At 69.9% G+C, this 17,812-nt stretch carries 14 protein-coding genes; 11 read left to right on the forward strand and 3 right to left on the reverse strand.

All coding sequences use genetic code 11. The annotated features are described in order from the left end of the window. Nucleotides 1–147 precede the first annotated feature (147 nt). From ACTMVF_RS20315 to ACTMVF_RS20325, 3 genes are all read left to right on the forward strand, one after another. Nucleotides 148–1,236 (forward strand): LacI family DNA-binding transcriptional regulator, encoded by a 1,089-nt coding sequence (locus ACTMVF_RS20315; protein ID WP_441272489.1) that lies wholly within the window; start codon nucleotides 148–150, stop codon nucleotides 1,234–1,236. An 83-nt stretch (nucleotides 1,237–1,319) separates the two neighbouring features. Further along, nucleotides 1,320–2,678: an endo-1,4-beta-xylanase gene (locus ACTMVF_RS20320; protein WP_441272490.1), complete on the forward strand. Its 1,359-nt coding sequence runs from the start codon at nucleotides 1,320–1,322 to the stop codon at nucleotides 2,676–2,678. Nucleotides 2,679–2,752: 74 nt separating this feature from the next. Then, nucleotides 2,753–3,802, forward strand: coding sequence for an LCP family protein (locus tag ACTMVF_RS20325; RefSeq protein ID WP_441272491.1), 1,050 nt, complete (start codon nucleotides 2,753–2,755; stop codon nucleotides 3,800–3,802). 51 nt (nucleotides 3,803–3,853) lie between these two features. Here the strand turns inward: ACTMVF_RS20325 and ACTMVF_RS20330 are convergent, their stop codons facing one another. After that, the gene (locus ACTMVF_RS20330) at nucleotides 3,854–4,537 is read right to left on the reverse strand and encodes a TetR/AcrR family transcriptional regulator (RefSeq protein ID WP_441272492.1); all 684 of its coding nucleotides are present in this window, start codon (nucleotides 4,535–4,537) and stop codon (nucleotides 3,854–3,856) included. A gap of 94 nt (nucleotides 4,538–4,631) precedes the next feature. Here ACTMVF_RS20330 and ACTMVF_RS20335 point away from each other — a divergent pair, with 94 nt between their 5' ends. From ACTMVF_RS20335 to ACTMVF_RS20345, 3 genes are read left to right on the forward strand one after another with little or no spacing between them, the layout of a single operon-like run. Beyond that, complete coding sequence (locus tag ACTMVF_RS20335; RefSeq protein WP_441272493.1) at nucleotides 4,632–6,125, forward strand: MFS transporter; 1,494 nt, start codon at nucleotides 4,632–4,634, stop codon at nucleotides 6,123–6,125. Nucleotides 6,126–6,167: 42 nt separating this feature from the next. Then, nucleotides 6,168–6,524, forward strand: a complete 357-nt coding sequence (locus ACTMVF_RS20340) for a YciI family protein (RefSeq protein WP_126394316.1) — start codon at nucleotides 6,168–6,170, stop codon at nucleotides 6,522–6,524. Between the two features lie 47 nt (nucleotides 6,525–6,571). After that, nucleotides 6,572–7,831 carry an RNA polymerase sigma factor gene (locus ACTMVF_RS20345; protein WP_441272494.1) on the forward strand — a complete coding sequence of 420 codons (1,260 nt, stop codon included), beginning with the start codon at nucleotides 6,572–6,574 and terminating at the stop codon, nucleotides 7,829–7,831. Between the two features lie 41 nt (nucleotides 7,832–7,872). Here the strand turns inward: ACTMVF_RS20345 and ACTMVF_RS20350 are convergent, their stop codons facing one another. After that, nucleotides 7,873–9,042, reverse strand: a complete 1,170-nt coding sequence (locus tag ACTMVF_RS20350; protein WP_441272495.1) for a class I SAM-dependent methyltransferase — start codon at nucleotides 9,040–9,042, stop codon at nucleotides 7,873–7,875. 90 nt (nucleotides 9,043–9,132) lie between these two features. Here ACTMVF_RS20350 and ACTMVF_RS20355 point away from each other — a divergent pair, with 90 nt between their 5' ends. The 4 genes from ACTMVF_RS20355 to groL all read left to right on the forward strand — a co-directional run bounded on the left by ACTMVF_RS20355 (nucleotide 9,133) and on the right by groL (nucleotide 13,488). Further along, nucleotides 9,133–10,155, forward strand: coding sequence for a polysaccharide deacetylase family protein (locus ACTMVF_RS20355; RefSeq protein WP_441272496.1), 1,023 nt, complete (start codon nucleotides 9,133–9,135; stop codon nucleotides 10,153–10,155). Between the two features lie 155 nt (nucleotides 10,156–10,310). Beyond that, nucleotides 10,311–11,084, forward strand: a complete 774-nt coding sequence (locus ACTMVF_RS20360) for a polysaccharide deacetylase family protein (protein ID WP_441272801.1) — start codon at nucleotides 10,311–10,313, stop codon at nucleotides 11,082–11,084. 340 nt (nucleotides 11,085–11,424) lie between these two features. Next, a complete protein-coding gene (gene groES, locus ACTMVF_RS20365; protein WP_003998759.1) occupies nucleotides 11,425–11,733 on the forward strand; it encodes a co-chaperone GroES in 309 nt (102 codons plus the stop codon). Between the two features lie 129 nt (nucleotides 11,734–11,862). Beyond that, on the forward strand, nucleotides 11,863–13,488 hold the full coding sequence (groL, locus tag ACTMVF_RS20370; protein ID WP_441272497.1) for a chaperonin GroEL: 1,626 nt from the start codon (nucleotides 11,863–11,865) through the stop codon (nucleotides 13,486–13,488). 65 nt (nucleotides 13,489–13,553) lie between these two features. Here groL and ACTMVF_RS20375 read toward each other — a convergent pair whose 3' ends face one another. Continuing rightward, nucleotides 13,554–14,246, reverse strand: a complete 693-nt coding sequence (locus tag ACTMVF_RS20375; RefSeq protein WP_441272498.1) for an ester cyclase — start codon at nucleotides 14,244–14,246, stop codon at nucleotides 13,554–13,556. Between the two features lie 122 nt (nucleotides 14,247–14,368). On the opposite strand from ACTMVF_RS20375, the gene ACTMVF_RS20380 reads away from it, so the two are divergent. Continuing rightward, a complete protein-coding gene (locus ACTMVF_RS20380; RefSeq protein ID WP_441272499.1) occupies nucleotides 14,369–17,803 on the forward strand; it encodes a hypothetical protein in 3,435 nt (1,144 codons plus the stop codon). Nucleotides 17,804–17,812: the final 9 nt, after the last annotated feature.

Genomic DNA, 17,812 nt, shown 5'->3' on the forward strand with positions numbered 1-17,812 from the left:
TGTCCGGGCGATGGCTGGAAACTCCTGTCGGGGCGGTGACGGGACGGCCCTCTCGCGAATGTTTCGTTATTCACCTCGAATGTTCCGGGAACCTAGGGGTGGTGAGAAGGGTTCGTCAAGAGGGCGCGCAGGGATACGATCGCCGCCATGACACCCCCGGAGCCCGCCGAAAGCCGGACGACAACACGTGAAACCCGGACGACATCACCGTCGGCCGGGCGGTCCACGCAGACCGCGACGCTCGCCGAGATCGCCCGCGAGGCCGGCGTGTCCGCGCCGACTGTTTCGAAGGTCCTCAACGGACGAGCCGACGTCGCTCCGGCCACCCGCAGCCGGGTCGAGGAACTGCTGCGCGCCCACGGCTACCGTCGACGGCGGGCCGAGGCGAGCCGGTCGCCCCTGATCGACCTGGTCTTCCACGAGCTGGAGAGCGCGTGGGCGATGGAGGTCATCCGGGGCGTGGAGAACGTCGCCAGGGACGCCGGGCTGAGCGTCGTGCTGAGCGAGAGCGCCGGGCGGCTCACCCCCGGCCGCACCTGGGCCGACCAGGTCGCCGCCCGGCGCCCGCACGGCGTGATCCTCGTGCTGTCCGGCCTCGACGAGTCCCAGCGCGCCCTGCTCACCAGCCGGTCGATCCCGTTCGTGGTGATGGACCCGGCGGGCGACCCGGGCGCCGACGTGCCGTCCATCGGGGCGACCAACTGGCAGGGCGGACTCGCCGCCACCCGGCACCTGGTCGAGCTGGGCCACCGCAGGATCGGCGCGATCACCGGACCGTCCCGGATGATGTGCAGCCGCGCCCGCATCGACGGCTATCGGGCCGCCCTGGAGACGGCCGGGCTCCCGGTCGACCAGGACCTGATCCGGCCCGGCGACTTCCACCACGAGACCGGCTACCGGCAGGGCCTTGAGCTGCTGCGCCGCCCCGACCGGCCGACGGCCGTCTTCGCCGGGAACGACCTCCAGGCGCTCGGGCTGTACGAGGCCGCGCGCGAGCTGGGGCTGCGGATTCCGGAGGACCTGAGCGTGGTCGGCTTCGACGACCTGCCGATCGCACGCTGGGTGGGGCCGCCGCTGACGACCGTACGACAGCCGCTGACGGAGATGGCGGAGGCGGCGGCGAAGCTGGTCCTCGACCTCGCCCGGGAGGAGGGGACACCGGCGGCGACGCGGGTGGAGCTGGCGACCAGCCTGGTGGTGCGCAGCAGCACCGCGACGCCTGTGGCCGGAAGTTGACGTATTGACGGGTGGGGCGGGCGCCTTCACACTCCTCCGAAGTCAATCGGTTGTACGACCGAAACTTTCGGAGGCGCCCCGCCATGAGAACCTCCAGATCGTTACGTGCACGTCTTGCCGCCCTCGTCAGCGGGGCCGCCGTCGTCCTGCTGACGCTCGGCGCCACCCCGGCGCACGCTGCCGACCCACCCCTGCGCGACCTCGCCGCCGCCAAGGGCAAGGTCATGGGTACGGCCGTCACCGGCTCCAAGCTCACCGGCACCTACGGCGACATCGCGGGCCGGGAGTTCAACGCGCTGACCCCCGGCAACGCCATGAAATGGGGCTCGGTCGAGCCGACGCGCGGCAACTTCGACTGGGCCGAGGCCGACCAGATCGTCGCCTTCGCCGAGGCGCACGGACAGCAGGTGCGCGGCCACACCCTGGTCTGGCACAGCCAGAACCCGAGCTGGCTGACGAACGGCAGCTGGACGTCGGCCGAGCTGAGCGAGCTGATGAACGATCACATCGCACTGGAGGTCGGCCGCTACAAGGGCAGGCTGGCGACCTGGGACGTAGTGAACGAGCCGTTCAACGAGGACGGCACCTATCGCCAGACTCTCTGGTACAACGGCCTCGGTGCCGACTACATCGCCCAGGCCCTGACCGCGGCCCGCGCCGCCGACCCGAGCGCCAAGCTGTACATCAACGACTACAACGTCGAAGGCGTCAACGCGAAGAGCACCGCCCTGTACAACCTGGTCAAGTCGCTGAAGGAGCGCGGCGTCCCGATCGACGGCGTCGGCCTCCAGGCCCACCTGATCCTCGGCCAGGTGCCGTCCACCATGCAGCAGAACATCCAGCGGTTCGCCGACCTCGGCGTCGACGTGGCGATCACCGAGCTGGACATCCGTATGCAACTGCCGTCGGACAGCGCCAAGCTGACGCAGCAGGCCGCCGACTACAAGGCCGTCATGAACGCCTGCCTCGCGGTGTCCCGGTGCGTCGGCGTCACCGTCTGGGGCTTCACCGACTCCGACTCCTGGATCCCGAGCACCTTCCCGGGGCAGGGCGCGGCGACGCCGTACGACGAGAACTACGCGCCGAAACCGGCGTACTCCGCGATCGCCGAGTCGCTGGGCGGCGGCACGACCACGCCGCCTCCCACGGACGCCTGCACGGCGACCTACAGCGTGCCCAGCCAGTGGAACACCGGCTTCACCGGGCAGGTCAGGATCGCCTGCTCGGGGGCGGCGCGGGCGTCCTGGAAGGTGAGCTGGACCTTCGGCGCGGGGCAACGGCTCACGCAGGCCTGGAACGCGAGCTGCACGCAGTCGGGGGCGATGGTCACCTGTTCCAACGCCTCGTACAACGGGACGGTTCCCGACGGTGGTTCGGTGACCTTCGGGTTCAACGGATCGTGGAGCGGGAGCAATCCGGTGCCCACGGTGACGCTGGGCTGAGAAGTCTGAGATTTTCCGAAGAAAACCCGGTCTGACGTTCCTGCCCGTAATAATTCGGACTTACGTTCCTCCCTGTGAGTGGACGAGGCGGGAACGGGGACGACGGCAGACGCGCGGGCCGGCGGTCGAGGGTGCTGAAGACCGCCGGCCTCGTCCTCGCGGGCGCCCTGGTGCTGGGCGCGACCTCCGCGGGCTGGGCCTACTGGCACCTGAACGGCAACATCAAGAGCGTCGACATCAACAACGCCCTCGGCGACAACCGCCCGGCGAAGCCGGTGGCGACGCCGTCGGTCTCCGCCTCGGCGTCCGAGCTGCCGACGCAGGCGCTGAACATCCTGGTCCTGGGCTCGGACTCACGCAGCGGCGACGAGAACCAGGCGTTGGGCGGCGGCAGCAGCACCGGCGCCCGCTCGGACACCGCGATGGTGGTGCACGTCGACGCGGGCCGGACCTCGGCCACGGTGGTGAGCATTCCGCGCGACACGCTGGTCACACGACCGTCCTGCCCGCTGCCGTCGGGCGGTTCGACGAAGCGGGCGCACAGCGCGATGTTCAACAGCGCGTACGCGGTGGGCGGGCCGGTGTGCGCGGTCAAGACGGTCGAGTCGCTCACGGACGTCCGCATGGACCACTACATCGAGATCGACTTCTCGGGCTTCGCGAAGCTGGTGGACGCCCTCGGTGGCGTGACCGTGACGACGGACGAGGACATCGACGACGAGGACAGCCACCTGACGCTGGAAGCGGGCACCCACCACCTCGACGGCAAGACGGCCCTCGCCCTGGCGCGCACCCGGCACGGCATAGGCGACGGCAGCGACCTCGGCCGCATAGGCCTGCAGCAGAAGCTGGTGAAGGCGCTGCTGGCACAGATCTCCTCGACCGACCTCCTCACCGACCCCACCAAGCTCTACAAGGTCGCCGACGCGGTGACGGGCAGCCTGACGACCGACACCGGCCTTGACTCGCTGAGCGAGTTGATGTCCCTCGGCAAGAGCCTGCAGGGCTTGCCGGCGGGCGAGGTGAAGACGGTGACGATGCCGGTGGTCACGGCGGCGTCGGACGCGAACCGGGTGGTGGCGCAGGAGCCGGAGGCGAGCGAGTTGTGGGAGTCGTTGCGGTAGGCGTCCATGACCTGTGGGGCAGGTCGGCTGGGGTGGGCCGGCTGAAGCGGGTCAGCGCCCCTTCCGCAGCAGCCCGTCCACCACGGCCTCCAGCTGCTCGGCGATGTCGTAACGCCCCTTGATCTCCTCCCAGTTCGCCGCCATCTCGGCCATACGCGGCAGCGCCACCGCGTCCTCCTTGGCGAGGAAGGTCGGGAAGAACGGCCGGCGTTCGGGGTCGGCGGCCCGGCGGGCGTCGGCTCGCTGGAAGACCAGGGCGCCGTAGACGACGTACCAGATGGTGCGGTAGGCGTGCAGGGCCTGGGTGGGGGTCAGGCCGCAGGCGATGGCCGCGTCGATGATCTCCTCGGGCATCCACAGCGCGTCCTTGTCGGTGAGGTCGCCGAGGCTCAGTACGTCGATGACCCAGACCACCTCGCTGAGGATCGCGTGCATGTGGACGGCGGTCGTGAGGATGCGCTCGCGGGGGTCGGCGGGGAGCGGCGGGCGCGGGAACGTCGCCGCCATGCCCCGCAGGGTGAGCAGGAGCAGCTCGTCCTTGTCGCGTACGTGGTTGTAGAGCGCCATCGGCGTGGCGCCGACCTCCTTCGCCACCCGGCGCATGCTGACCGCCTCGACGCCCTCCTCCTGGAGGAGCCGCCGGGCCGCGTCGACGATCTGCTCCGCCGCTATGCGGGGCGGACGGCCGCGTTTACGACTCTGCGAGTTCGCTGTCTCTGCTGCCACGGGAGGCATTGTCTCGCGGTGGTGTCGGTCGGTCTTCGGCCGGAGCTGGGAGGCTCGCTCGGACCCTGGCTAATTTATGTACGCGTATATTAATCTGCTCGGCATGGTGGATACCCTCAACTCCCAGAAGCCGGGCGCCCGTTGGTTACTGCCGGTGCTGCTCACCGTGCAGTTCCTCGTCTCCCTCGACATGTCCGTCGTCAACGTCGCCCTCCCGGACATCGGCACCGGCCTCGGCTTCGACGCCGGGTCGCTGGCCTGGGTCGTCAACGCCTATGCGCTCACCTTCGGCGGGCTGCTCATGCTCGGCGGACGGCTCGCCGACATCGCCGGACGGCGGCGGGTGCTCGTGGTCGGCTTCGTCGTCTTCGGGCTCGCGAGCCTCGTCGGCGGACTCGCCCAGGCGCCGGGGCAGTTGATCGCGGCCCGGGCGGTGCAGGGGGTGGGCGCGGCCCTGTTGTCGCCGGTCGCGCTGGCGCTGATCACCGTCAACTTCCCGGCGGGGGCCGCCCGTTCACGCGCCCTCGGACTGTGGGGTGCGGCCGGTGCGGCCGGCGGGGCCGTCGGGGTGCTCGCCGGCGGGCTGCTCACCGACTGGTTCGGCTGGCGGGCGGTCATGCTGGTCAACGTGCCCGTCGTGCTCGCCGTACTGGCCGTCGTACGGCCCGGTGTACCCGCCGACGACCGGCGGGCGAGCGGGAGCCGGCCGCGGCTCGACGCCCTCGGCGCGCTCCTCGTCACCGCCGGAACCTCGCTGCTCGTCCTCGGGCTCGTGCGGACCGAGCCCCACGGCTGGACGGCATGGCGGACCGGCGGGGTGCTCGGCGCGGGCGTCGTCCTGCTGGCGGTCTTCGCCGTGGTGGAGACCCGCGTACGGCAGCCGCTGCTCAGGCTCGGGCTCCTGACCCGAAGGCCGGTGCTCGCGGCGAACGTCTTCGCGCTGCTGATGTCGGCAGGCCAGTTCGCCGCCTTCTACTTCACCTCCCTCTACATGCAGCAGGTGCTGGGCTACGGCCCCACCGCCGCCGGGAGCGCCTTCCTGCCGTTCTGTGTCGGGGTCGTGGCCGGGTCGGTGATCGCCGCGCGCACGGTCGGGCGGGTCGGGGCCGGGGTGCTGCTGCTGGTCGGCGGGCTGCTCGGGGCGGCCGGGATCGCGTGGTTCGCGGCGGCGGTGGCGGTGGACGGCGGGTTCCTGCTCTCCGTCCTCGGCCCGTCGGCGGTCGCCTCGGTCGGCATCGGCATGTGCTTCGTACCGCTGGGCACGGCCGCCACGGAAGGGGTCGCGCCGGAGGAGACCGGGATGGCGTCCGGGCTGCTCAACAGCGCGCGGCAGGTCGGCGGGGCGGTGGGGCTCGGGGTGCTGGTGACGGTGGCGGCGAGTGCCGGCGGGGACGGGGCGGAGGGGGCCGAGGGGCTCGTCGACGGGTACGCGGCGGCGTACTGGGTGGCGGCGGGGCTGCTCGCCGTGGCCGCCCTGGCCGCCGGTGCGCTGCACGGGGTGAGGGCTCGGCCTGCGGAAACGCCCGCCGGAGAAAAAGATTCGAAGAATTCCGGCGAGCGTGTCGATCCGGGTGTCTCCCGTTCGACGCAGGGGTGAGAGGCCGGGAAGGAACCGGTCACCGAACCCTGAGGAGTCACCATGCCGCGTTACCTGTCCCTCGTCCGGATCGACGAGTCCACCGCGCCCGCCGAGGGCCCCAGTCCTGAGCTGATGCAGCGCATGGGGGAACTGCTGGAGGAGATCACCAAGGCCGGCGTGATGCTCGACACGGCAGGGCTCACCCCGTCGGCACAGGGCACCCGCGTGCACTGGGACGGCGCGAAGACGTCCGTCACCGACGGGCCCTTCACCGAGTCCAAGGAGGTCATCGGCGGCTACGCGATCATGCAGTGCAAGGACAAGGCCGAGGCGCTGGAGTGGGCCTCGCGGTTCCTGAAGGTCCACGGGGAGGAATGGCAGGTCACCTGCGAGGTGCGGGAGATCGCCGAGGGCTGACCTGCCCTCCTTGGATCCACGACCGTACGGGTGTTGCATGGTGGGCTGTGACCCCGCAGCCCACCGCCGACCCGCGCGGCACCGTCGAAACCGTCTTCCGCATCGAGTCCCCGCGCATCATCGCCGGCGTCGCCCGCATCGTCCGCGACGTCGGCATCGCCGAGGAACTCGCCCAGGACGCTCTCGTCGCCGCCCTGGAGCAGTGGCCCCGCGACGGCGTCCCCGACAACCCGGGCGCCTGGCTCATGGCCGCCGCCCGGCACCGCGCCGTGGACCTGATCCGCCGCCGCGAGAACTACGCCCGCAAGCTGGCGGAGATCGGGCGGGACCTGGAGACGACGGCCCCGCCCGAGGAGCCGGCCGACCCCGACGACATCGACGACGACCTGCTCAGGCTCGTCTTCACCGCCTGCCACCCCGTGCTGTCTCCCGAGGCCCGCATCGCCCTCACTCTCCGCCTCCTCGGTGGCCTGACGACGCCGGAGATCGCCCGCGCGTTCCTCGTCCCGGAGCCGACGATCGCCCAGCGCATCGTGCGCGCCAAGCGCACGCTCGCCACGAAGAACGTCGCCTTCGAGGTCCCGTACGGCCCCGACCGCGAGGCCCGCCTCGGCTCCGTCCTCGACGTCATCTACCTGATCTTCAATGAGGGCTACGCCGCCACGGCCGGCGACGACTGGCTGCGCCCGGCCCTGTGTGAGGACGCGCTGCGGCTGGCCCGCGTGCTCTCGGGACTGATGCCGAAGGAACCGGAGGTGCACGGCCTGACCGCCCTCCTGGAATTCCAGACGTCCCGCGCGGCAGCCCGCACCGGCCCGTCCGGCGAACCGATCCTCCTCAAGGACCAGAACCGCCGCCGCTGGAACCGCATGCTCATCGCGCGCGGCATCAAGGCGCTGGGCCGTGCCCGTGCCACCGCCACGGGTGCGCCGGGCCCGTACGCCCTCCAGGCCGCGATCGCCGCCTGCCACGCGCACGCGTACACGTACGAGGAGACGGACTGGAAGACCATCGCCACCCTGTACGGCCTGCTGTCCGCCCGATCCCCTTCCCCCGTGGTCGAGTTGAACCGCGCGGTCGCCGTGTCGATGGCGGACGGCCCGGAACCCGCTCTGGAGATCGTCGACGCGATCGCCACCGAACCCGCCCTGCGGGACTACCACTTGCTGCCGAGCGTGCGCGGCGACCTGCTGCTGCGCCTCGGCCGTACGGCGGAGGCGCGGGCGGAGTTCGAGCGGGCGGCGGAGCTCGCACGGAACGAGCGGGAGCGGGAGATGCTGCTGCGCCGGGCGACGGAGGTCTCGTAGGGCGAACGTGAGCCTCGACTCGTCCCGCTCCCTCGACCCGACTAGGCCGGCCGCCCGACGAGCATCGTCGGCGCCCCCGCCACCCGCGTGAGAATCACGGTCGCCGAGTTGGGCCCCTGCGGCTTGACCTTCTTCCGCAGCTCCTCCGGCTCGACGGCCGACCCGCGCTTCTTCACGGTCAGCGTGCCGACCTCCCGCTCGCGCAGCAGCGCCTTCAACTTCTTGACGTTGAAGGGGAGTTGGTCGGTGATCTCGTACGCCGTGGCATACGGCGTCGCGTGCAGCTCGTCCGCAGTGATGTACGCGATGGTCGCGTCGACCAGCCCACCGTTCAGTTGGTCCGCCACTTCGGCGACCAGATGCGCCCGGATGACGGCACCGTCGGGCTCGTACAAGTACCGCCCGACGGGCCGCACCTCGGGGTCGGGCAGCCCTCGGGAGAGCAGCGAACGCGGCCCCGGCAGCAGTGTGGCCCGGATGGCCCCGGGCTCCGTGCCGAACCACAGCACCGCCTCCTTCACCTCCCCGCCGTCCGAGATCCACTCCGCCTCGGCCTCGCCCGGAACGGCCTCGTGCGGAATGCCGGGCGCGATCTTCAATGCGGCGTGGGGAGCCCGGCCGGCGGTCTCGACGGCCCATGACAGCGGGGGCGAATACGCTTCGGGGTCGAAGATCCTGCCGCGACCGCCCCGGCGGCCGGGGTCGACGAACACGGCGTCGTAGCCGGCCGTGTCCACCTCGGTGACGTCGGCCTCCCGCACCTCGATGAGGTCGGCAAGACCGAGACCCTCCGCATTGGCCCGGGCCGCCGCCACCGTCACCGGATCCCGGTCCACCGCCAGCACCCGGATCCCGGCCCGCGCCAACGCGATCGCGTCACCTCCGATCCCGCAACACAGATCGGCGACCGACCCCACCCCCAGCTCCTTCATCCGCCCGGCCCGATACGTGGCGACACTCGCCCGCGTCGACTGCTCGACGCCGTTCGGCGTGAAGAACATCCGCCCCGCGTCCACCGCCCCGAACTTCGCCACCGCCCGCTGCCGCAACCGTGCCTGTCCGAGCGCCGCCGACACCAGCTCGGCGGGGTGCTCGCGGCGCATCCGGGTGGCGACGGCGAGTTCGTCGGCGGGATCGGTGTCGCGTACGGCGTCGAGGAGGGCGCTGCCCTCGGGGGTGAGGAGGCGGGAGAAGGAGGCGAGGTCGTTCACCGGGTCATTGTCGGCCAGTCGGTGGATGGTCCGCCTCCGGCGGCGGTGTCGGCCGATCTTCGGGGCGGGTGCCTGCGAGGATCCGGCTCCATGCGAGTAGTACGACAAAATGACAAAAGTCGCCGCAATGGGGTAGCCGCGGGGTGTCGTCATGGGACGGCGGGGCGTTCGCGGATCCGCGGCGGAATCGCCGCGCTCACCGTCGCCGCCATCGCCTCGGGGTGTGCCCAGGGCGGGGGAGGCGGGCAGGGCGGCGGAGGCGGAGGCGGACATGAGGCCGTACGCCCCACGCCGAGCCGGCAGCCCCTCAAGGCGCCGCCCCCGGTCGAAACCCCGGACCCGAACGCCGAAGCCCCCCGGACCAAGAAGTTCCGGTCCGCCCAGGCCGCCCACGCCGCCCGGGTCGCCGCCGCGAGGCGCTGGCGCCTGGCGCGAGTGCCGCTCACGCCCCCGCCGCCACCCACCAAGAAACCGGAGATCACCACCCGCGACGGCTTCGAGGTCGACGGCCACGAGGAACTCGGCCTCCCGCCGGTCTTCACGACCGTCCCCACCAAGCAGCGGGTCGTCTTCCTCACCATCGACGACGGCGCCGAGAAGGACCCGGCGTTCCTGCGGATGATGAGCGAGCTGCAGGTGCCGTACACCGCCTTCCTCAGCGACTACCTGATCAAGGAGGACTACGGCTACTTCAAGCGGATGCAGCGCGCCGGCGTGGTCCTGAACAACCACACCCTCCACCACCCCTACCTCCCCGCCCTCTCCTACCACCGCCAACGGCATGAGATCTGCGGCATGCAGGAGGTGATCGAGAAGCGCTACGGCAAGCGCCCGCTGCTCTTCCGCCCGCCCTTCGGCAACTACAACAGAAACAGCCTGCGCGCCGCGAAGTCCTGCGGCATCGAGTACGTCCCGCTGTGGAACGAGGAGGTCTTCGTCGACCACTGGGACTACCGCGAGTGGGACCGGAAGATCCGCCCGGGCGACATCGTCCTCAGCCACTTCCGGGGCCGGGACGACTGGAAGGGCACAATGCCCGACATGATCCGCCGATTCCTGAACAAAGTGACGGCCGAGGGGTACGCGGTGGCCCGGCTGGAGGACTACCTGTGAGGCGGGCGCCGGCAGCGGTGCCGGCGCCCGAGCCGGCGGCTCCCACGGCCGTACGCGCCCTCACAGTCGTCACAGTCGTACGAGTTCCGGCGGTGGTACGTGCTCTGACAGCCGTCGCCCTGGCAGCCGCGGTGCTCGCCGGTTGCGCCCGGCCGATGGGGTCGGTCGAGCCCGGCGGGCGGTCGGCCGAGAGGGCGGCGCAAGAGGCGCGTTCGGCTAAGGGCCCGACGACCACAGCACAGCCGTACCGCCGATGGGGCCTCACCGCCCCGCTGCCCGCACCCCCGTCCCCACCCGCCCGGCGGCATTGGCTGCCCGGGGGTGATGGGCCGTCCGCGGGCGGGCTGCTGCCCGTCGTGGACCGCATCCGCACCCACGACCAGGTCGTGTTCCTCACCTACGACGACGGCGCCGAGAAGGACCCCCGCTTCGTCGACATGGTCCGCGAGCTACGGCTGCCCGTCAGCATGTTCCTCACGGACAGCGTGGTCGGCCCGGGCTACGGCCACTTCGCGCGCCTGCGCTCGGTGGGCGCGTCGATGCAGAACCACACCCTCGACCACGCCGCCCTGCGCGGCCTGCCGTACGCCGGCCAGCGCGCCGAGATCTGCGGCCAGCAGAACAAACTCCGGGCCCGCTTCGGCATCCGGCCCCAGCTCTTCCGGCCGCCCTACGGCACGTACGACACCACCACGCTCCGCGCGGCGGCCGACTGCGGTGTGCGGGCGGTGGTGCTGTGGCGGGCGGCGATGGAGGGCGACGGCGAACTGACGTACGCGCAGGGCCCGGCCCGGCTGCGCCCCGGCGACATCGTCTCCGTCCCTTCGGGCGAACCGACCGGCCTGAGCCTGAGGGAGCGCACGACGAGGCTGCTGCGGGAGATCCAGGGGCGGGGGCTGACGGTGGGCCGACTGGAGGACTACGTCTGACGGTGGGCCGGCTTGAGGACTACGTCTGGCGGTGGGCTGTTCGGAGGATTGCGTCCGGCGAACTTCTCGGCGCCGTCCAGGCATCCCAGCCCGTCTGGGGGCGGCAGCCTCAGGAGCGCTCACGGCAATGCCGGCGACAAGGAACCCGGCTCAACCAGCGCAGCGAATTAGCAGTCCGCTTGACCGAGTGCTAATCACGGTCATAGTCTCGGCTCTGGCACTCCCCACTGGAGAGTGCCAACTACGCGACGGGCAGGTCCGGCACCCGCGACGACGGATCCACCTGGTCGCCACCTCAGACAGTTAACCCCGTGAGATCTCCGAAGGGGGAGGTCGGATCGTGACGACCACCAGCTCCAAGGTTGCCATCAAGCCGCTCGAGGACCGCATCGTGGTCCAGCCGCTCGACGCCGAGCAGACCACCGCCTCTGGCCTGGTCATTCCGGACACCGCCAAGGAGAAGCCCCAGGAGGGCGTCGTCCTGGCCGTGGGCCCGGGCCGCTTCGAGAACGGCGAGCGTCTGCCGCTCGACGTCAAGACCGGCGACATCGTGCTGTACAGCAAGTACGGCGGCACCGAGGTGAAGTACAACGGCGAGGAGTACCTCGTCCTCTCGGCTCGCGACGTGCTCGCGATCATCGAGAAGTAATTCACCCGCTTCCTCACCGAAGCACATTGCTTGTGAGCTGCGCCCTTGGCCCCCGCGACCACTAATCAGCCGGGCGTCGGGGGCGCAGTTCGTTTCACCCACGTTTTCCGAGAGGGCTGAACCGCTCCCATGGCGAAGATCCTGAAGTTCGACGAGGACGCCCGTCGCGCCCTCGAGCGCGGCGTCAACAAGCTGGCCGACACGGTCAAGGTGACGATCGGCCCCAAGGGCCGCAACGTCGTCATCGACAAGAAGTTCGGCGCGCCCACCATCACCAACGACGGCGTCACCATCGCCCGTGAGGTCGAGGTCGAGGACCCGTACGAGAACCTCGGCGCCCAGCTGGTGAAGGAGGTGGCGACCAAGACCAACGACATCGCGGGTGACGGTACGACCACCGCCACCGTGCTCGCCCAGGCGCTGGTGCGCGAGGGCCTGAAGAACGTCGCCGCGGGTGCCTCCCCGGCGCTGCTGAAGAAGGGCATCGACGCCGCCGTCGCCGCGGTCTCCGACGAGCTGCTGGCGACCGCCCGCCCGATCGACGAGAAGTCCGACATCGCCGCCGTCGCCGGTCTGTCCGCCCAGGACACGCAGGTCGGCGAGCTCATCGCCGAGGCGATGGACAAGGTCGGCAAGGACGGTGTCATCACCGTCGAGGAGTCCAACACCTTCGGTCTGGAGCTGGACTTCACCGAGGGCATGGCCTTCGACAAGGGCTACCTGTCGCCGTACTTCGTGACGGACCAGGAGCGCATGGAGGCCGTCCTGGAGGACCCGTACATCCTCATCAACCAGGGCAAGATCTCCTCCATCGCGGACCTGCTGCCGCTGCTGGAGAAGGTCATCCAGGCGGGCGCCTCGAAGCCGCTGCTGATCATCGCCGAGGACGTCGAGGGCGAGGCCCTGTCGACCCTGGTCGTCAACAAGATCCGCGGCACCTTCAACGCGGTCGCCGTCAAGGCCCCGGGCTTCGGTGACCGCCGCAAGGCGATGCTGCAGGACATGGCGGTCCTCACCGGCGCCACGGTCATCTCCGAGGAGGTCGGCCTCAAGCTCGACCAGGTCGGCCTCGAGGTGCTGGGCTCCGCCCGCCGCGTCACGGTCACCAAGGACGACACGACCCTCGTCGACGGCGCCGGCAACTCCGAGGACGTCCAGGGCCGCGTCGCCCAGATCAAGGCCGAGATCGAGAACACCGACTCCGACTGGGACCGCGAGAAGCTCCAGGAACGCCTCGCGAAGCTGGCCGGCGGCGTGTGCGTGATCAAGGTCGGCGCCGCCACCGAGGTGGAGCTGAAGGAGAAGAAGCACCGTCTGGAGGACGCCATCTCCGCGACCCGCGCCGCGGTCGAGGAGGGCATCGTCTCCGGTGGTGGCTCCGCGCTGGTCCACGCCGCCAAGGTGCTCGAGGGCGGCCTCGGCAAGACCGGCGACGAGGCCACCGGTGTGGCCGTCGTCCGCCGTGCCGTCGTCGAGCCGCTGCGCTGGATCGCGGAGAACGCCGGCCTGGAGGGCTACGTCATCACCTCCAAGGTCGCCGAGCTCGAGAAGGGCCAGGGCTTCAACGCCGCCACCGGCGAGTACGGCGACCTGGTCAAGGCCGGCGTCATCGACCCGGTCAAGGTCACCCGCTCCGCCCTGGAGAACGCCGCCTCCATCGCCTCCCTCCTCCTCACGACCGAGACCCTGGTCGTCGAGAAGAAGGAAGAGGAGGAGCCGGCCGCCGCTGGTCACGGCCACGGCCACGCCCACTGAGGCACGCACCACCTGAAGAAGCCCCCCGTTGCTGCGGCAACGGGGGGCTTCTCCCTTCGCGGGCGTCACTGACCGAGTACCCCCAACTGCTCCAGCAGTCCCGCCCGGTCGTAGAGCCAGTGGCCCTCGCAGATCTTGCCGTCCCGGAACCGCTGCCAGGTCATGCCCTGCATGCTGACCTCCTGTCCGGTCGCCGGGATCCCCAGGAACTCGCCCTTGTGCCGCGCGGTCCAGGTCCACCGCGTGCACACCTGGTCGCCCTGGGCCAGCTGATCGTCGATCCGGAACGTGAAGTCGAAGGCGGCACGCCACCCCGCGTACTGCTCGCGCACTCCCTCGACCCCCTGCACGGGCTGCGGATACGACGGATCGTGATCCACGTAGTCGTCCGTGAAATGCTCACCGATCGCCGCCGGCGCCATCCTGCCCATGGCCTTGAAGAAGGCCTGCGCGGCCAGGACGTTCAGCTGCTCGTCCCGCACGACGTCGAGATCGGTGAACGTCGGCGTCTCGTCACAGAGCGCGACCATCTCCTGGAAGATCCGATCGGTCTCGGGGAGATTGGAGTTCCGCATCGCCTCCTCGTACGAGGCGAACTCCACGATCTCGATGAAGTGCGACGCGTCCGACCGGTCCTTCCCGATGATGTCGTGCGTCGCCGTCCGCTTCCCCTTGGTCTGCTCGACCCACCTGTCCATCAGCCGGTTCATCTCGTCGAAGCGGCTGGTCCTGCAGTCGATGAGCTGTACGAAGGTCATAGGGGCGCCTCCCGACCCTTCGGGTCCGGTACGGTTGATATGCATATTTTATTGCTCTTTGGGTGCTCGCTCTCCTCGAGTGTTCGCCGCTTCCAGGGATCGGACGGCGACGATCTGGGACCATGGCGCACATGCAGGCGCGGGGGAGGCAGTCTGTCGCAGCGGGCGGCGACATCGGTGTGGCCGTCACGGGCGACAACAACCAGGTCGTACTGGCCCGGCCGGTGCGCTCGGCCTACTGGGAGCAGGTGCGCCGCATCGCGCCGCGGGAACTCATCGGCCGCGGCAGGGAGTTGACCGACCTCGCCGCCTTCTGCACCGCCAAGTCCGGCCCTGCCTACGCCTGGTGGCGGGCGGGGGCGTGGGCGGGCAAGACCGCGCTCATGGCGTGGTTCGCACTCCATCCTCCTGAGGGGGTGCGGATCGTGCCGTTCTTCATCACCGCCCGACTACGTTCGCAGAACGACGCGGTGGCCTACGGCGATGTAGTGCTCGAGCAACTGACCGAACTGGCCGGGGACAGCCTGCCCGCACATCTGACGGAAGCGACGCGCGATGGACACTTGCTGCGGCTGTACGACCAGGCGGCCCGCGTTTGCCATGAGCGGGGTGAAAGGCTGGTTCTCCTCGTCGACGGTCTGGATGAAGACCGTGGCGTGACCACGGGCCCCGAGGCCCGCAGCATCGCGAGTCTCCTGCCGAGTCGCCTGGAGTTCGGTGCCCGGGTCATCGTCTCCGGCCGTCTCAATCCACCGCTCCCCAGTGACGTGGCGCACGACCATCCGCTGCGAGATGCGCGGCACATACGGAGCCTCCAGCCTTCGCCTCGTGCCCAGGCCATTCGTGCCGAAGCAGAGCGAGAGCTGAAGGGATTCCTGGCCGAGGGACATCTGTGCCGTGATTTGCTCGGCTTCGTTGTCGCAGCTGAGGGCGGCTTGACGGCGTCCGATCTGGGCCACCTTTCCGGGGAGCGACTCTATGAAGTGCACGACCTGCTTCGGAACCGGGCTGGAAGAACCTTCGCGAGACGTGATGCTCCTTCGCTCGACACTTCGAAGGCCGGCCTCTTTCTCCTTGCCCATGAGGAACTCCAGGAGCGGGCAGAGGAGATGCTCGGACCTCATGATGTCGACCTGTATCGCCAACGGCTGCACGTCTGGTGCGACGAATACCGGGAGAAGTGCTGGCCGCCCGAAACCCCTGCCTACTTGTTGCGTGGCTATTTCCAGATGCTGCATGCGCGGGGAGACATTGAGCGGGTAATTCTCTGCGCTGTCGACCGAGACCGGCACGAACGTCTTCTTCACGCCTCCGGGAACGATGCCCTTGCTCTCGCCGAGATCAGAGTGGCGAGCGAGATGATCATCGAGGAAGGCGGCCGGCGGCTGCGGGACATGCTCCGGTTGTCGATCCGCCGGAACGCCCTTGAGGAGCGAATCTCGAAGGTGACTCCGGCCATGGCGGCGGCGTGGGTGCGGGTCGGTGAGGAGACCAGAGGCGAGATGCTCGCACGGAGTTTCCCGGACAGACGGGAGCGTGCGCTCGCCCTGGCAGAAGTGGGCGAGAGTCTCGTCGGACCCGAAGCGGCGCGAGTGCTGGGGGAGGCCGAGGAAGTGGCTCGTCAGGCAGGCGATGAGGCCACTCGAGAGGCCATCTTGGTGCGCATCGTGCTGGCGCTGGTGCGAGCACGACAGTTTGCACGGGCGGAGGAATTGGCCGCGACCCTGTCCCATCCCCGCGTGGGCCGGGAGTCGGCGCGGCGCATCATCGCCGGGCTGGTGGAAGCGGGCGAGGCCGATCGTGTCGAAAGGATGGCGTCGGCCCTGGGAATCTCCAGAGAGGTTCCGATCCATGCGGCGGTCGCACTGGCCGAGCGCGGCAGCCACTCCGAAGCGGAGGCAGTGGCCCGTGGCGCGGTTGATCCGGTGGTGAGAAGAGAGGCGCTTGCCAGGCTGGCCTCCGTGCGACGCCGTCTGACGGACGGTGACGGCGCCGACATCCTGATCCAGGAGGCTCTGTCGAGTGAGGTGACCGTCTCGGTGGAGCGCCTGGCACCCGCGCTGGCATCGGCAGGCGAGCTGGCCGCCGCACTCGACCTGGTGAAGGAGGTGACCCTGGACGACTGGCGCTTCGAACTGATCTCAAGAATGGTGGGAGAAAGCGCTCGGTCCGGGCATTTGGATCAGGCCAAGGAACTGCTCCGATTATTGCCCGACGGGGACTACCTATCCACAGGTGCGGCTGCCGCAGTCGCGGCGCTCTGCCATGAGGGCAGTGTGGATCAGGCGTTCGGCATGGCTCGGCTCATCACGGCGGACCGCATGCTCTCCAGGGCTCTCCTCGCCATCTCCCTGGCCATGGTCCGCGCAGGACAGTCGGAAGAAGCTCTGAGAATCGGTCGCATTCTGGTCATGGACGACGGCTCTATCGACCCACTGATTCGCATTTCCGTCGAACTGGCGTCGAGCGGCTCGGTCGAGCGAGCTCGCGAGGTTCTGGTGAGTGCCGAAGAGCTGGCTCGCAGGTCCGTGAGCACCCCGGCGAGGCTTCGTGATACGGCGGCGGTTGCCCAGTCGTTGGCCGCAGCGGGGTTTGTCGAGGCGGCGCAGTCCCTCTTGGAAGGCGCGGAGGACGACCTTGCGGCGGTGGTGGGCCGGACGACGCACGGTACGTCGTGGCGTGAGGAACTGGAGATCTCTCTTGCTCGGGCGCTGGCGCAGGCAGGTCTTCTGTCGCGCGCCGAAGAGTTGGCGAAGCGAGCGGACAGCGCCCGGTGCCAGGAACGCATCTGGGCAGAGATCGCGAAGGTGATGTCCGGTCTCGGTAGATTCGAGGAGGCAGAGAGGGCGGCGCGAACGCCCTTGAAGCTTGGCCGCAGCCGACTTCCTGGTCTTGCAGCCGTTGCGCTGGCGGCCGACGGGGAGTTCGAAAGGGCCGCCGGCCTCGCCCGGGGCCACGCGGAAGCGCATCACGATGCCTGGGCTCTGTCGGAGATCGCGGGCGCGTTGCAGGCCGCGGGGCGGCATGGCGAGGCCAGGGCTTACCTCGCCGAGGCCAAGGAACTGGCCAGGGGCGCGCCGTCGGCCCGAACCGCCGCGAGCCTGGTCCGTGCCCTGGTCAGGGCGGACGACGTAGCGGACGCTCGAACTCAGCTGGGGCAGGCCGAAGCCGCCATCGGCAGAGTGCTGGTCACCGACCCGAACGGCGTCCGTGACATCGCTCGCGCCATGGTCGCAGTCGGGGACTTCGACCGTGCCGAAGACCTCGTCGACAGTACTCTCGGACCGTCAGCCCAGGCAGCGGCGCAAGCCGATCTGGTGGAGGCCTATGCGTCGCAGGGCGAGTACACGCGAGCCGAGGCCATGGCCGAGCGCATCAGGATCGGCCGAGAGGCGGCCCGGGCATACCTGGCCATCGCGCGGAGCACGAGTTCTGCGCGCCCCCACGTCTCCGTGGCACAGGCTCTCCACCATGGCTGGTGGCCACTCTGCCTTCCCGAGCTGCTGCTCCTCGACCCAGCCACGGCAGGTATCGCGATCGGTGCGGTCAAGGGCTGACGGAAGCTC

The sequence above is a fragment of the Streptomyces sp. SD31 genome, assembly GCF_052068475.1.
Taxonomy (GTDB): Bacteria; Actinomycetota; Actinomycetes; order Streptomycetales; family Streptomycetaceae; genus Streptomyces.

Bases quoted from the DNA above. Each gene is read 5' to 3' on its own strand.
- ACTMVF_RS20340 (WP_126394316.1), top strand. From the start codon at position 6,168: ATGCCGCGTTACCTGTCCCTCGTCCGGATCGACGAGTCCACCGCGCCC.
- ACTMVF_RS20335 (WP_441272493.1), top strand. From the start codon at position 4,632: ATGGTGGATACCCTCAACTCCCAGAAGCCGGGCGCCCGTTGGTTACTG.
- ACTMVF_RS20320 (WP_441272490.1), top strand. From the start codon at position 1,320: ATGAGAACCTCCAGATCGTTACGTGCACGTCTTGCCGCCCTCGTCAGC.
- ACTMVF_RS20360 (WP_441272801.1), top strand. From the start codon at position 10,311: ATGGGGTCGGTCGAGCCCGGCGGGCGGTCGGCCGAGAGGGCGGCGCAA.
- ACTMVF_RS20355 (WP_441272496.1), top strand. From the start codon at position 9,133: ATGCGAGTAGTACGACAAAATGACAAAAGTCGCCGCAATGGGGTAGCC.
- ACTMVF_RS20380 (WP_441272499.1), top strand. From the start codon at position 14,369: ATGGCGCACATGCAGGCGCGGGGGAGGCAGTCTGTCGCAGCGGGCGGC.
- ACTMVF_RS20375 (WP_441272498.1), bottom strand. From the start codon at position 14,246: ATGACCTTCGTACAGCTCATCGACTGCAGGACCAGCCGCTTCGACGAG.
- ACTMVF_RS20315 (WP_441272489.1), top strand. From the start codon at position 148: ATGACACCCCCGGAGCCCGCCGAAAGCCGGACGACAACACGTGAAACC.
- ACTMVF_RS20330 (WP_441272492.1), bottom strand. From the start codon at position 4,537: ATGCCTCCCGTGGCAGCAGAGACAGCGAACTCGCAGAGTCGTAAACGC.
- groL (WP_441272497.1), top strand. From the start codon at position 11,863: ATGGCGAAGATCCTGAAGTTCGACGAGGACGCCCGTCGCGCCCTCGAG.